At 38.1% G+C, this 14,360-nt stretch carries 18 protein-coding genes; 12 read left to right on the plus strand and 6 right to left on the minus strand.

Going from position 1 to position 14,360, the window contains the following annotated elements:
• The first annotated feature begins 107 nt into the window (after nucleotides 1-107).
• From AC4CU0_RS01625 to tfpZ, 7 genes are all read left to right on the plus strand, one after another.
• Nucleotides 108-698: a LemA family protein gene (locus AC4CU0_RS01625; protein WP_067762997.1), complete on the plus strand. Its 591-nt coding sequence runs from the start codon at nucleotides 108-110 to the stop codon at nucleotides 696-698.
• A gap of 29 nt (nucleotides 699-727) precedes the next feature.
• A complete protein-coding gene (locus tag AC4CU0_RS01630) occupies nucleotides 728-1,795 on the plus strand; it encodes a TPM domain-containing protein (RefSeq protein WP_490747056.1) in 1,068 nt (355 codons plus the stop codon).
• Nucleotides 1,789-2,349: a TPM domain-containing protein gene (locus AC4CU0_RS01635; RefSeq protein ID WP_490747057.1), complete on the plus strand. Its 561-nt coding sequence runs from the start codon at nucleotides 1,789-1,791 to the stop codon at nucleotides 2,347-2,349. The genes AC4CU0_RS01630 and AC4CU0_RS01635 overlap by 7 nt, the downstream gene beginning before the upstream one ends.
• A 204-nt stretch (nucleotides 2,350-2,553) precedes the next feature.
• Nucleotides 2,554-3,039 carry a pilin gene (locus tag AC4CU0_RS01640; RefSeq protein ID WP_490747058.1) on the plus strand — a complete coding sequence of 162 codons (486 nt, stop codon included), beginning with the start codon at nucleotides 2,554-2,556 and terminating at the stop codon, nucleotides 3,037-3,039.
• Between the two features lie 60 nt (nucleotides 3,040-3,099).
• Complete coding sequence (locus tag AC4CU0_RS01645; protein WP_490747059.1) at nucleotides 3,100-4,296, plus strand: serine hydrolase domain-containing protein; 1,197 nt, start codon at nucleotides 3,100-3,102, stop codon at nucleotides 4,294-4,296.
• A gap of 191 nt (nucleotides 4,297-4,487) precedes the next feature.
• Nucleotides 4,488-4,886: a pilin gene (locus AC4CU0_RS01650; protein WP_490747060.1), complete on the plus strand. Its 399-nt coding sequence runs from the start codon at nucleotides 4,488-4,490 to the stop codon at nucleotides 4,884-4,886.
• 43 nt (nucleotides 4,887-4,929) lie between these two features.
• Nucleotides 4,930-5,664, plus strand: a complete 735-nt coding sequence (gene tfpZ / locus AC4CU0_RS01655; RefSeq protein ID WP_490747061.1) for a TfpX/TfpZ family type IV pilin accessory protein — start codon at nucleotides 4,930-4,932, stop codon at nucleotides 5,662-5,664.
• Nucleotides 5,665-5,712: 48 nt separating this feature from the next.
• On the opposite strand, the gene bfr is transcribed toward tfpZ, so the two are convergent.
• The 6 genes from bfr to gmk form a co-directional block, all read right to left on the minus strand.
• Nucleotides 5,713-6,177, minus strand: coding sequence for a heteropolymeric bacterioferritin subunit Bfr (gene bfr, locus AC4CU0_RS01660; protein WP_490747062.1), 465 nt, complete (start codon nucleotides 6,175-6,177; stop codon nucleotides 5,713-5,715).
• A gap of 260 nt (nucleotides 6,178-6,437) precedes the next feature.
• A complete protein-coding gene (locus AC4CU0_RS01665; protein WP_078192519.1) occupies nucleotides 6,438-6,632 on the minus strand; it encodes a bacterioferritin-associated ferredoxin in 195 nt (64 codons plus the stop codon).
• Between the two features lie 216 nt (nucleotides 6,633-6,848).
• A complete protein-coding gene (locus AC4CU0_RS01670) occupies nucleotides 6,849-7,232 on the minus strand; it encodes a RidA family protein (RefSeq protein ID WP_078189365.1) in 384 nt (127 codons plus the stop codon).
• A 54-nt stretch (nucleotides 7,233-7,286) separates the two neighbouring features.
• Nucleotides 7,287-9,392, minus strand: a complete 2,106-nt coding sequence (locus AC4CU0_RS01675; protein ID WP_490742320.1) for a RelA/SpoT family protein — start codon at nucleotides 9,390-9,392, stop codon at nucleotides 7,287-7,289.
• A gap of 218 nt (nucleotides 9,393-9,610) precedes the next feature.
• Nucleotides 9,611-9,892 (minus strand): DNA-directed RNA polymerase subunit omega, encoded by a 282-nt coding sequence (gene rpoZ / locus AC4CU0_RS01680; RefSeq protein ID WP_067762989.1) that lies wholly within the window; start codon nucleotides 9,890-9,892, stop codon nucleotides 9,611-9,613.
• Nucleotides 9,893-9,968: 76 nt separating this feature from the next.
• On the minus strand, nucleotides 9,969-10,592 hold the full coding sequence (gene gmk / locus AC4CU0_RS01685) for a guanylate kinase (protein ID WP_313042617.1): 624 nt from the start codon (nucleotides 10,590-10,592) through the stop codon (nucleotides 9,969-9,971).
• Between the two features lie 134 nt (nucleotides 10,593-10,726).
• Between gmk and ispH the strand changes: the two genes are divergently transcribed.
• The 5 genes from ispH to AC4CU0_RS01710 all read left to right on the plus strand — a co-directional run bounded on the left by ispH (nucleotide 10,727) and on the right by AC4CU0_RS01710 (nucleotide 14,351).
• On the plus strand, nucleotides 10,727-11,677 hold the full coding sequence (ispH, locus tag AC4CU0_RS01690) for a 4-hydroxy-3-methylbut-2-enyl diphosphate reductase (protein ID WP_490742321.1): 951 nt from the start codon (nucleotides 10,727-10,729) through the stop codon (nucleotides 11,675-11,677).
• A 164-nt stretch (nucleotides 11,678-11,841) separates the two neighbouring features.
• The gene (locus AC4CU0_RS01695; protein ID WP_490742322.1) at nucleotides 11,842-12,273 is read left to right on the plus strand and encodes a pilus assembly FimT family protein; all 432 of its coding nucleotides are present in this window, start codon (nucleotides 11,842-11,844) and stop codon (nucleotides 12,271-12,273) included.
• A 4-nt stretch (nucleotides 12,274-12,277) separates the two neighbouring features.
• Nucleotides 12,278-12,721: a prepilin-type N-terminal cleavage/methylation domain-containing protein gene (locus tag AC4CU0_RS01700; RefSeq protein WP_099338140.1), complete on the plus strand. Its 444-nt coding sequence runs from the start codon at nucleotides 12,278-12,280 to the stop codon at nucleotides 12,719-12,721.
• Nucleotides 12,718-13,563, plus strand: coding sequence for a PilW family protein (locus AC4CU0_RS01705; RefSeq protein WP_490742323.1), 846 nt, complete (start codon nucleotides 12,718-12,720; stop codon nucleotides 13,561-13,563). The genes AC4CU0_RS01700 and AC4CU0_RS01705 overlap by 4 nt, the downstream gene beginning before the upstream one ends.
• Complete coding sequence (locus AC4CU0_RS01710; RefSeq protein WP_490742324.1) at nucleotides 13,560-14,351, plus strand: hypothetical protein; 792 nt, start codon at nucleotides 13,560-13,562, stop codon at nucleotides 14,349-14,351. The genes AC4CU0_RS01705 and AC4CU0_RS01710 overlap by 4 nt, the downstream gene beginning before the upstream one ends.
• Nucleotides 14,352-14,360 lie beyond the last annotated feature (9 nt).

Raw genomic sequence — 14,360 nt, forward strand, 5'->3', positions numbered from 1 at the left:
GAATAGATGAAAAATGGATCACAAAGAAAATACATAAAAAAGGTAAAAATTCAGGTTAGAATGAATTTATTTAAACAATTACAAATAAATACTTGAGGTTAAGGGATATGAATTTAATGAAAAAAAGCATGCTCACTGTAGCCCTTGTGAGCACACTAACATTAAGCGGTTGTGGCTATAACACTTTACAAGTCAAAGATGAGGCCGTTACAGCAGCATGGTCTGAAGTACAAAACCAATATCAACGTCGTGCAGACTTGGTGCCTAATTTGGTGAATGTCGTAAAAGGCTATGCAAAACATGAAGAGCAAGTGCTAACGGAAGTAACGCAGGCACGTGCCAATGTAGCGGGTCTAAAAGTGGATAAAGAAGTATTGGAAGATCCAGCATTGTTCCAAAAATACCAAGAAGCACAGGCACAAATGACTAGCGCACTTTCACGTTTAATTGCAGTCTCCGAAAATTATCCAGACTTAAAAGCCAATGAGCAATTCCGTGATTTACAAGTTCAGTTAGAAGGCACTGAAAACCGCATCGCTGTCGCACGTAATCGCTACATTACTACGGTACAAGACTTTAACGGCTATGCACGCCAGTTCCCGCAAGTGATGACTGCTAAAGTCATTGGTATGGATACAAAGCCTAACTTTAGCGCAGAGCAAAGTGCACAAACTGCACCGAAAGTTGATTTTAATTAATTGGCGTCACTGGATTGTGAGGTGGGCTGATGGTGGATTTTGAGCTAAAACATACAGGTTTGTTGTGGTTGCAGCGCATGGTTTTAGCATGTCTATTGTGTATGGTGGGTTTCACACATGCAGAAACTGCCACTGCTACAGATGTAGAAGCTGAAACTGTCGTAGTTGGAAAAATTTTAAAAGAGCAGCAGTCAGCTACGCAAAAAGAGACAATAGCACAGCCTGAAATCAAAATTCAGCAACCACAAATTGCTAATGATATGGCAGATGGCGAGTCCATACGTGGACTGCCAACACTGAATGAGCCGGTGGTTGATCAGGCAAATTTACTTTCTGCGGCAGAGAAGCAAGCAATTAGTCAAAAAATTTTACAATTGCATGAGCAAGGCAAAGCTCAAATTGGCGTGGTCATTGTACCGACAACCGGTCAAGAAGATATTTTTGACTATGCCATGCGTGTTGCTGAGAAGTGGCAATTGGGCTCTGCTAAGCGAGACAACGGCATTTTAATGGCGATTGCTGTGAATGATCGTCGTATACAAATATTAACGGGTTATGGGTTAGAAGGAATCATGCCCGATATCATCGTTAGTCGCATTATTCGAAATCAAATTACACCTCTTTTTAAGGAAGCCCAATATGCTCAAGGCATTGATGCTGGCTTAACGGAAATAACCCAAATTTTAAATCAAGACCCTGAAGTTGCAGCTCAAGCAGCCCAAGAGTTAAAAGAACGTCAGGAACAAGCCTTACACGAACAGCAAGCCAAAGAGAAAACTTTTACGACAGTACTTATCATTTTGGTGATTGGTATTTTTGCATCCTTTATTGTGGGTAAGCGCTTAAGTGCGTCAACTGCTGCTGTTGCAGGCACCGTTGCGGGTTTGGTCAATGGTGCAGGTCTACTCACCAGTCTGTTGATGGGTGGAGCAATTTTCTTTTTACTGATTACGGCTATTGCTCAAACCATTTTTCAAATGTTTCTTGCGGGTGGTGGGGGCGGTGGAGGCCGTAGCGGAGGTGGTGGTTTTGGTGGCGGTGGCTATAGCGGAGGCGGTGGTGGCTTCGGCGGCGGGGGAGCATCAGGTTCATGGTAACGAAAACAGAAACAACTGAAATTGTCACTTGTCCTAAAACACAGGAAACACAACAACCAAGTTTTAAACGCTGGTTAAAGCACTTCTTTTATATGCCTGCAGCAAACCGCTTTTTTAATAAGCAAGATCAGCATGCGATTGCACAAGCGGTGACAGATGCGGAACATGGCCATGTGGGTGAAATACAAGTGGTGATCGAAGGGCATATCCCTTCGAACCAAGCCTATTATCAAAATACCCGTGCACGTGCTGAACAGCTCTTTGCTGAACTGGGTGTGTGGGATACAGAATTTAATAGTGGTGTTTTGCTTTATTTAAACTTATGTGAACGTCAGGTTGAAATTGTCATTGATCGTGGGATGAGACAGGCAACCAATGCCCAAGTGTGGCAGGCTATTTGCGCGCGAATTATCCAAAACATGCAAAATAAACAATACCGAACAGCTTTGACAGTAGGTGTAAAAGAGATTGGTGAAGTGATGGATCACTTTTATGCAGGGAAGTCAGTAGATAGAACGAATGAAATCGCAAATGCGCCCATTATTTTGCGCTAAAAAACGGTGATAAAGTGACACAAATCGTCACTTTTAAACACAAAAAGAGACGTAATGATTACAAAAAATAAAAATATTTTTTTAAAGTGCTGTTTTTTCTGTCATTTTCACTATAATAATTCTTGGCACGCTCTGTGCTATTTATAAAACAAGCTACATAGCTTTATTAAATAATTAAATTAAAAAACATTTGTGGAGAATGTTATGAAATCAGTTCAAAAGGGTTTTACTCTTATCGAATTAATGATCGTTGTTGCAATTATCGGTATTCTTGCTGCGATTGCGATTCCTCAATACCAAAACTACATCGCTAAGTCTCAAGTAAGTCGTGTAATGTCTGAAACAGGTTCTTTAAAGACTGTTTTGGAAACATGTATTCTTGATGGTAAAGCGGCGGCAGATTGTAACTTAGGCTGGACAAAAAGTAATTTGCTAACAGGTGGTGCTGATACAGAGACTGAATCGACTGCTGCGTCAACTGGTCAACAAGGTCTTACTATTAGTTATCCTGAAAATGGAACAGCTACTACTACTATTACAGCTGCTTTTGGTGCTAATGCTGCTAAAACTTTAACTGGCTCTAACCTAGTTTGGACACGCACAGCAGCAGGCGCATGGTCATGCGGAACAACAGTTGCAGAAAAATTTGCTCCAGCAGGTTGCCCAGTTACTGAATCTAAAAAAGATTAATATTTTAAAGAAAATTATTCATAAAAGGTGGCTTTGGCCACCTTTTTTATTAATTGATATATGGTAGATTTTGAGAAAATGATTTTTAAAGATCTAAATAAAAAAGATATATATATAGTTTTTGTAATTATACTTCTTGTGACTGGTTTAGCTTATTTAATCACTAACCAGCACCAAAAAATACAACGATGGTTCTATTATATTCAATTTCCGTTTGCTTTAAAATCGATCAAATGCAATGAAGGTGCACCTAATTTTATGTTTGATTTAATGAGTGAAACGATTAAACAGCAAAAATCATTGAATAATCAGTTGGCATATTTTGATGGCAATAAATTGTATCATTGTGAGAGCGGGTGGGAAAATGGATTTTTGGGTAGCCGAGAGATAACAGAGAACTCACGATTTATATATGCTAGCGTTTCTAAGGTGGTTACTTCTGCTTTAGTTCTAGATCTTATTAATGAAAAAAAATTAAGTTTAAATGACAAATTAGTTAATATCCTTGATGTAAAAAAAACTATTGATCATAGGGTTGGCGATATTACAGTGGAAATGCTACTACAGCATAGTGCAGGATTTGATAGATATAAAACAATGGCACCAATGCTAACCATGGGCGAAAAGCCATGGTGCCCAACTCATATCGATAACTTGGAAAATGTAAAACTAGATTTTACTCCCAATACTCAATTTCAATATTCTAATTTGGGGTATTGTCTTTTGGGGGTAATTGTTGAGAGAAAAAGTGGATTAAATTTTAGAAATGCGGCAGAACAAAAGTATAAATTACAGGCGCGTGGTATCAAATTTATTAATAGTGATTATCTTGCTGATGAAGTTAATTATGATTATCGCTATGAAGATTTTTATGAAAAATTTTGGCGCAGTAAATTTGATTTTAAAGATTCATTGTCTGCAGTGGGTGGCTTATCAGGTTCTGCGAAAGCAATGACATTACTAGCTAAGGATATGCTGAGTGCAAAACCGCTCAATATTTTAAGTCGTAATTCTGTACCGTGTTCTATAAACTTAATTTATGGCTGTTATGGATATGCGCTGGATTTTTATCAACCACAGGGTGGATATTATAAAGGTTATAATAAAGCTGGGCATTTTCCTGGTGTTGAAACGGATATTTTTATGACAGAAGATAATAGAATATTAACAATTTTTAGAGGGGCTTCAACGGTTGATCGTTCAAGTTTAGCTGAATACCGGAAAAGCATTTATAGTATGATTTTAAAAGATAAATAATGTTTCTAAAGTGACACTTTTTTTTCATATCAGAAAAAAATGTCACTTATTGCTTATATAATTTTTTTTAAAAATAATAAAAAAATAAGTAATTGATTTTAATGATAAACTTTTGGCATGGATTTTGAAAGAATCTTCTTTTATTGAGTGAGTAATACTCATGCAAAAAAGGTTTTACTCTCATTGAGTTGATGATCGTGGTTGCAATTATTGGTGTACTTGCCGCTATTGCTATTCCGATATATCAAAATTATGTTGCAAAATCGCAAATTACTGCAACAATTGCAGAATTAAACGGAGCAAAGCCACAATATGAATTAATTCTAAATAATGGCTCTGCTTCGGGAGATAGTGGATTTAGCGTACCTAATATGTTTTTTTCAGGTACTCGGTCAAATATTTGTATCTATGCGGTAAATGCACCAAATTTAGCTGGAGAGGCATCTCAGGCATTAGTTTGTCAGTTGCAAAATTCCGCTACAGCAATTAATGGTGAATTTGTATATTTAAATCGTGATTCAAACGGTACATGGCGTTGCAGCACATCGATAGGGATTGAAAATAAATTTAAACCTGTTGACTGTATTTAAAATAGAAGTAAATTACTTATGCAAAAATAAACGAGTTTAATCTGTGTCTAAAAAATTGAATTTTTTTTGTGGTCATTTCTTAATATCACTGATCGTTGCATTATTAATTATCGGCCTTGTTTTCTTTGTTTGGTATCCAGCCCCATTAGCTACGGCTACGGGTGTCACAAATATTTTTTTACTTATGTTAATTATTGATGTAACTTTGGGCCCGCTACTGGGTTTATTAATATATAAGGAGGGTAAAAAAACTTTAAAAATGGATTTAAGTGTAGTGATTTTAATCCAAGTCGCTGCATTATGTTATGGAGTATATACTATTGCTAAAGCACGCCCTGTATGGATTGCATTTAATAGTGATAAGTTTGAACTGGTGCGTAGTAATGAAATTAAAACTAATAAGACTAAGCAAATACAACCACAATATCAAACACCCATATGGCTGCGTGCTAAGTTCGTTGGTGTAGAACAAGCGGATAATCCTGAACAACAGCAAATAGAGCAAATGGGTGCAATGTTGAATGGTATTTCTTTAGCACAATACCCCGAGCGCTATATTCCATTAGAGCAAGTTAAAGCGCAGATTAAAATTAAGGCACATAATTTATCCGAACTTGATCAATGGAATTCACATAAAGATGTTCAACATACACTTAAGTTTTATCCAGAGGCAACAGCATGGTTAGCTTTAGAGACTTATGGTGTACCAATGGTTGTTTTAGTTAATAAAGAAACTGGTGCGGTTATAAAAATCGTTAACCTTCGCCCTTGGAAATAAATTAATGCAATAAAAAACCCGCATTCGCGGGTTTTTTATTGCAAGATTTTAAATCTGGCTCTGAATGTAATTCTCTACACCAATAGATTCAACTAAATCAAGCTGAGTGGTTGTCCAATCTAACCATTCTTCTTCTTTCTCTAAAATTTCCTGAACTAAATCTCGAGTGACATAATCTAACTGTTCTTCTGCTAGCTTAACTGCTACTTGAATGGCTTCGATGTTCTCTTTGACTTTACGCACATCACAATTTAAAACTTCAACGGTATGCTGACCGATATAGAGCTTACCTAGGTGCTGTAAATTTGGTAAACCTTCTAAAAATAGAATACGCTCAATAATTTTATCGGCATGCTTCATTTGACGGATTGATTCTTTATATTCAGCAGAACCAAGTTGCTCAATGCCCCAGTCATTGAACATACGCGAATGTAAAAAATATTGGTTAATTGCAGTTAAATGATGATAAAGCACCTGATTTAACTGATTAATTACATCACGATTGCCTTTCATGTCAGACTCCTTAACTGCAATGCTTAAAGTGAAAACTTTAAATTTAATACTTACTTAGAAATATCTTAAACAACAATAAGCTATTTAGCGAGTTTTTTATAGAACAGCAAATGAAAATCACAATCAAAACAAAGAGTACATGCGTACGAATTGAAAAATAAAAACCCGCCTAGAGTCATAAGCGGGGGAGGAGTAATGATCCAAGGATCATTGATTTTATAATTATGGTTGTTAGAATTTTTAAAACGATCTCAAGTTGATTACGCAGCTATAGCAATACGTGCAGCAATTTGTGCAACTTCATCACTAATAATCATACGTGCTTCAGGTGCACAGCGACCACAACAGGTGCCTAAATCAAGCATATCGCGAACTTCACGATAGCTTTCCGCACCATTGGCAATTGCATCTTTAATGTCTTGATCAGTAATACCACGGCACAAACAAACGTACATGAAATCAAACCAAGTGAATAAATGGGATAAGTAATATTATTGATAATTATTATCGTTTGTCAATAAAAATCATTTGAAAAAACTTTTATGATGATTGATTTTTTAAATAAAAAAATGTATTTAAGCGGAAATCCGAGTGATGCTCAGATTTCCTTATGAGGCTTCTGTTCTTTTAGTATGAGATATTTCGTGAAAGGCTTAAGCGATGTTACTAACTTATTGATTAATAATCACCACACCATCCATTTCAACTAGCGCACCTTTTGGTAGGCTGGCTACACCGAGTGCTGCGCGTGCTGGGTAGGGTTGAGCAAAGTATTCGCCCATAATTTGGTTGACCAATTGGAAGTTAGAAAGGTCAGTGAGGAAAATATTCAGCTTAGCGATATCGGCTAGCGTACCACCTGCAGCTTCACATACTGCTTTTAAGTTGTCGAATACACGGCGAATTTGAGCTTCAATGCCTTCTACCAGCTCCATGCTATATGGATCTAAGCCAATTTGACCTGATAAATACAAAGTGTCGCCCACTAAAATGGCTTGTGAGTAAGTACCAATTGCAGCGGGTGCATTTTCAGTATGGATTACCTGGCGGGACATCTATTTCTCCTATTATCATCACAGACACAGCACATATATATATGCGGTGTCAGGTTAGCTGGCAACTTTCGCAGGCTCAGCAATGGCAACAGGTTGTGCCAAACGACTGATGCGTGGGAAGCCAAAATGCATTCTTAAATTACGGATAATTTCGGCAATTTGTTTACGGTTATGTACAACAATATTCACATAAGTTTTTTCTTCATGTGAGCGGACAGTTTCTACACCCACTTTTTCTTTACGGCATAGATAGATCAGTTCTGAAATTTGCTCATCGTTTAACAGCATGTTTAAGCATAAATAGGCTGTAAAACTAATGTCTTCACTGTCTTCTGTGGTCCAGTGTAACGGCATGATATTTTCAGGATGTAAATGCTGTTCATGCAATAAGTTGTGACAACGTGAACGGTGCACAATCAAACCACGACGTGATAAATGACCTTGAATTGGATCACCTAAAACGGGGTTACAACAATGCGCATATTTGACGTCGACACCATCAGTGCCCAAGATCAAGCGTGCAGAGTTTGAAGTCTGAATGGTATCTTGAGCATATAAATGATTGGCAACCAATTGCGGTAATAAGTCACCCACGGCAATGTGTTCAAATAATTGTTCTTTATCATTTAAATGACGCCAATTCAGCACATTTTCCCAATCCGCTAATGTCAAATCACTTACAGAACGGTTAAAGAGTTTTAATGCGCGATTTAAAGCTTGCTGACCAACTAAACGTTGTTCATCTTGGTCTTGGTCGCGGAGGATATTTTGTAATGCACGACGGGCTTTTTGGGTGTTAATAAAGCTCAGCCAGTCAGGGTTTGGTGTTGCAAGAACATCGGTGATAATTTCAACCACTTGACCACTCAATAATGGTGTTGAAAGGGGTTTAGTTTCACCATTAATTTTCGCACCAACGGCATGGTTACCCAAAAATAAACTTGCTGAATAAGCAAAATCAACCGCTGTGGCACCCTGAGGGAGTTCATGCAAATGACCGTGTGGGGTATAAACCCAAATTTTTTCTTGATGTAGATAATCCAGTAATTCACTAAATGTGGTCTTTGCACATGCGCCATCGACTAACACATTTAAATTTTGCATGGAGGCTTGGATCGCTGAACGACAAGCTTGCGGTGCATTTTCACCGAGGACCACACCAAAGCGCGCCGCTTTACGCATCAGCTCTGTTTGGATGGTCAGAGATAAAATAGTCTTTTCACCTTTTAAGCGCATCATCAGTGACTGGTTGCCACCTGGGAGTGGGCGACGGATATGATCGGCGTAATTAAGGACTTTAAAGCTTTCTTTGAGGATGTCTGCAAGTCGGTCACAGTCTGCGATGCTTTGTAAAATAATTTCAAAGGCATGACTATGGGTGAGCTCTTGCAGATCGATATCGTTTTTTACAAAGTGGCGAAGTAACTCAATATTGTTATTTTTCTTTTTAATTCGACCAGAAATATGGTGCTGTTCTAGTAAGGTGGTGAGGTTGTTTTCCCACTTGGTCTGGTATTCGCAGCGTTTCGGTTTGGTTTGTAATAGAGCTTCTTGCACATTGTTATACATATCTAAATCTAGATTTTGATAACATAAATGTTCAAGGTTGTCGGCCATTTCATTCATACCGACAAGGCGTGCCATAGGCACAAAAATTTCAAAGGTCTCTTGGGCAATACGAGCGCGTTTGTCGGGGCGTAAAGCACCCAGTGTGGTCATATTGTGATATCGATCCGCCAGTTTAATAATAATGACACGTGGGTCTTGTAGGGTGGCTTGCAGAATTTTACGGAAGGAAGCGGCTTTATTATATTCTTTATCACTAGAATGGCTGAGTTTGGTGACGCCGTCGACCAGTTCAGCAACGGTCAGACCAAATTTTTCAGTAATATCTTGTTTAGTAAATTCAGTATCTTCGATGACATCATGCAGTAAAGCTGCCATTAAAGTTTCCGCATCAAGGCGCATATGCGCCAAAATACAGCTCACCGCAATCGGGTGAAGGATGTAGGGTTCGCCACTTTTACGTGTAATGCCATCATGGGCAATATCCGCATAGTCGCAAGCTTCAAGCACGCGTTCGACATCACTTACTGAAAGGTAAGCGTCGATAATCACATTTAACTGTTGCTTGGCTTGGCTGACCATTGGGCCTGGCATAGAACACCCTTTTACTACTGATTTACAAATGAAACGATTAATACTTTAATGAAATGCATATTGCATGACTTGTCAATTTTTTAGTTTAAAAAAATGAAAATCTTTTTTGCTTGCTTTGCACTTCTTAAGCTTATGTTATAACTGTTCTGAGTAAAATATTAAAGAGAATCCATAAAAAAAGCCTAGTTAAAAACTAGGCTTTTAAGGTCAGGTTTATCTTATTGGAAAGAAAAACCGTCTAAGTTTAGGTTATTTGCAGAAAGTGCAAGGTCTAAACTTGAAGTTTGGTAGTCTTGTTCACGTTGTTTCAAAATGTCTTTAGAAACGTGACCCGCTGCGATTTCACGAAGAGCAACAACGGTTGGTTTGTCATTGTCCCACTCAACAGTGGGTTCGATACCTTGACGTGCCAATTGACGCGCGCGTTTGCTTGCCACTAGTACAAGCTCAAAGCGGTTGTCTACATGGTCTAAACAATCTTCAACGGTTACGCGTGCCATAAGAATTCTCGTTTGAATATAAATTTTTAACAGACTATGCAGTATAAGGTGCTTTGTCTATAGACTCAAGTTTTAATCACTGCTCAGTCGGCGTGATTAATTTTTCAATTAACTGCTGATGACGTGTCGCTTGCTGCTTTAAAACCAAACGATTAGCAATAATCACAGACTCTAAATCATGTAAGGCTTTATTAAAATCATCATTAATAATGACATAATCAAAATTTACATATTGCTGCATATCTTCTACGGCACAGCTGAGGCGATGTTCAATCACTTCAACAGAGTCTGTACCACGATTGGATAAGCGTTGGCGTAAGTCAAACTGACTTGGTGGGAGAATAAAAATTTGTCTAGATTCAGGAAAAAGCTTACGAACCTGTTCTGCGCCTTGCCAGTCAATTTCAAGTAAAACGTCATGGCCTTTCGCCAATTGTTCTTTAACTGTACGTTGTGCTGTGCCGTAATAATTACCAAAAACTTCTGCATATTCAATAAAGCCGCCTTCATTTACCAAAGATAGAAAATCTTCTTTTTTTGCAAAATGGTAATGTACGCCGTCTAATTCGCCAGGACGCTGACCACGAGTGGTATGAGAAACAGAGACATGTAAATTGTTTACACGTTCAAGCAGGGCTTTAACGAGGGATGTTTTGCCCGTTCCCGATGCAGCAGAAACGACAAACAAGAGACCCGACATGATATTTTTCCTGATATGATAAAATATCTTCTCTATTTTAGAGTAGACGCGCGCCAAACTAAATAGTCAGACGTCTATTGTTTACATTTATTTCAAGTGATACCCGTAAAAAATGAGTGGGCATTGAGGATTCTATGGAAATTGTTTTAGCTAATCCACGCGGTTTCTGTGCAGGGGTAGATCGTGCTATCGCGATTGTGAACCGTGCGCTTGAATGCTTTAACCCGCCAATTTATGTGCGTCATGAGGTGGTACATAACAAATTTGTAGTAGATGATTTACGTCAACGCGGAGCTATTTTTGTAGATGAGCTTGATGAAGTGCCTGATGACAATATTGTGATTTTTAGTGCACATGGTGTTTCTAAAGCTGTACAACAAGAAGCGGAACATCGCGGTTTAAAAGTATTTGATGCGACATGTCCATTGGTGACTAAAGTGCATATCGAAGTGACTAAGTATGCGCGAGAGGGGGTTGAAGCGATTTTGATTGGTCATGAAGGTCATCCTGAGGTTGAAGGGACGATGGGTCAATATGACAATAAAAATGGCGGCTCAATTTACTTGGTTGAAGATGAGCAAGATGTTGCTGAACTTGTAGTGCGCAATCCACAAAAAGTGGCTTTTGTTACGCAAACCACGCTTTCTATTGACGATACTGCAAAAGTGATTGATGCGTTGCGTCAAAAATTCCCTGAAATTCAAGGGCCACGTAAAGATGATATTTGTTACGCGACGCAAAACCGTCAGGATGCAGTACGGGATTTATCTGAACAATGCGATGTTGTTCTAGTGGTTGGTTCTCCAAACTCATCAAACTCTAACCGCTTGCGTGAATTGGCTGAACGTATGGGTAAACATGCGTATTTAGTCGATAATGCCGATCAGTTGCAGCAAGACTGGTTTAATGAGCACACAAAAATTGGTGTAACTGCAGGAGCATCGGCACCTGAAATTTTAATTAAACAGGTAATTCAGCGCTTACAAGATTGGGGGGCAAAAGCGCCGCAAGAGCTGGATGGTCGCGAAGAAAATATTACATTTAGTTTGCCAAAAGAGTTACGTATTCCTGTAACTCAGGCATAAAGTGTTAATGACTTAACATTCTGAATTTTTTTAAGAATTGACAGATAATTGCTTTTTGGCAATTATCTGTTTTTTTATGCCTTTTATCCTTATTTGTGTTTGTTTTGTAATTTAATTAGATATTATTTTTAATAGGGTAAAGTTTGGCGCGCCTTGGGGGGAGTATGCAGAAAAATAATGGATTCACATTAATTGAATTGATGGTGACGATTGTTGTATTGGCGATTATTGCTTCTATTGCCGCTCCTTCAATGAATGATTTTAGAAAAAATCAACAGATAAAAGAGCAGGAAAATAAGCTGAGATTGGCGCTGACCGAGGCACGTACAGAGGCTCGTCTGCAAAATAAACCGATGACAGTTAAGTTTAGCTCTGCGACATCAGGGACTTCTAATACAATTTTTGTTGATATTGATGATTCTAAATTTAATTTTAATATGAAAAATAAAAAAATTGTCTTTTACAGTAATGGTTTGGCTGATATTTCAGATGGAGCATGCTTGAGTATTTCTGATCTTGATGGTGAGCGTACTAAAGCATTAACAATAGATAAATTGGGAATGCTTTCAAATACTAGCAGTTGTTCTGGAGGGTGAGTGATTGATAAATAATCAAAAAGGTGTGGGCTTAATTGAGATTATTGCTTCATTAGTCATTCTTGCAGTCGCCGTTATGGGATTTATTGCTTTGCAATATAGGACTTTGGAGGCTGCTTCCGAGTCGTTAAACCGGGTTGAAGCAGTCAATATTGCCAGAAATCTTGCAGAACGTATGTATGTGAGTCGAGCTTCCTATAAGGACTGTCTAAAATCCTCATGTTCTGGAACTACATTTGCTGGTAAGGATTGGAGTGAGGTGAATGCTTTGGCGAGTCAAAGAGGGATGAATGTCGGTGTGTTTACCTGTCCTGATACGCAGAATGGTCGTCAATGTATTTATGTTGCATGGGGAGAAACGGATGCTAATCCAGGTTCCTGCACCGAAACTAATAAGTTTTCATATAAATCTGACGCTAAGTGTGTAGTTGTGGAGGCTTACCAATGAATAAGCAACATGGTTTTACACTGATTGAACTTATGGTTTCTCTTGTACTTGGTCTCATTATAGTGGGTGCTGCATTTCAAATGCTGATTTCTGGGCAGCGAAGTTTGGCATTTCAAGAGTCGCTTCAAGGATTACAAGATAATGCCAACATAGGGATTAACTATGTTGTAGATGATATTAAGCTTACAAATCTTAATTTGCCATTTTCTGAAATTAAACCGGCTCAGGTATCGGGATTAATTGTAAATACTAGCAATTATATAAGTGGAGCTGGGAGCACAACTGTTTCGGGAGAAGGGAGTGGATCTGGCTTTATAACTGCTAAAAGTGATGTCTTAGTTATTCAATATAAGCCTGATCAAACTAAAGAATATGATTGTGAAGGTAATAGTATTGGTGCTGATGATGTCATTGTTCAACGTTACTTTATAAGAAAAGATGATAATGGTAGTGCCAATGATTATGTGTTGGCATGTGATGCAGGGAAATATAAAGAAGGTACTGCACTAACGGGTTTAAATGGAACCGGACAGATTATTATGAAAGGCGTTGACTTGTTCAAAGTTCGGGTCGGGGTAAGAGATAGTGCGAATAATATGTCATATAAAACATTGGCTGAATTTAAAGCACTTTCTAACACATCTAAAGCTGTTTCTTTACAGATTGGGATATTATTCCGCTCCTTAGATAGTATTAGTGGCAATTCAGAAGAAAAGTTAAAGCACAATATATTAGGTAAACCTTACACAATCACTAAGCCAAGTACAGTAAAAACAAAATATGTTTGGATTCCAGTTGAACGTACGATTGCGCTTCGTAATGGACTGGGGGAAGAGTTATGAACAAAGTCAATCAGCAAGGTTCAACAATTATTGTGGTTATGGTGGTTGTTATTTTACTAACGATCATTGGTGCTATGGCTATGCGTGGCGGTATGTTTGGGTTAAGAATTGCGACCAATAGCCAAGCGAATAATATTATGGACCAAAATAATGATGCCTCTTTTTATTATATTGAGAATTTAGATTTTATTAAAAGTCAGTTGGTTGGAACGGGGTTGTTCGGCTTTCCAAAGATGGAAAGTAATCGGAATAAAGAATTAGTTATTTGTTATCGAGGAAAGTCACCAAAGTTCTATCAAATAGGAAATGCGAGTTTAATTTACTCTGATATTTCGATGAATGATGATGATATACCTGAAGATAAAGTACATATTCAACATATAGGTGGTTCAACCAAGATGGGTTTTTGTCAAACCAGCGACTCTAAAACTGACTTTGTTAGTGGTCGCGGTGCAGCTATGACTCAAATTGCTGTGCGTATATCAGGTTATCCAGAGGATGAACCTTTTGGACACTATCAAATTGGGACGGATGTTGAAACCGCAAAGTTAGAAGATACCTTGCGTGTAGTGATTACCTCTACGACGGTCATGCCTACCCTAAGTTCGGCTACTGACACAGTTATTAATAATTGTATGCAAAACTTAAGTTATATCGATGATACAAGCTCAGACCTACCCACTGTGTCTAAATGTTTGAGTGGTGCAAGTGTGCCTTATAAAACTCAAGTTGCAGAATACAATTTAGGTCAGTTTATTAAGAAATATGTTGCTCCAGCAAGCTCATAGGAGAGCCGT

Source organism: Acinetobacter sp. LipI_15 (assembly GCF_058242865.1).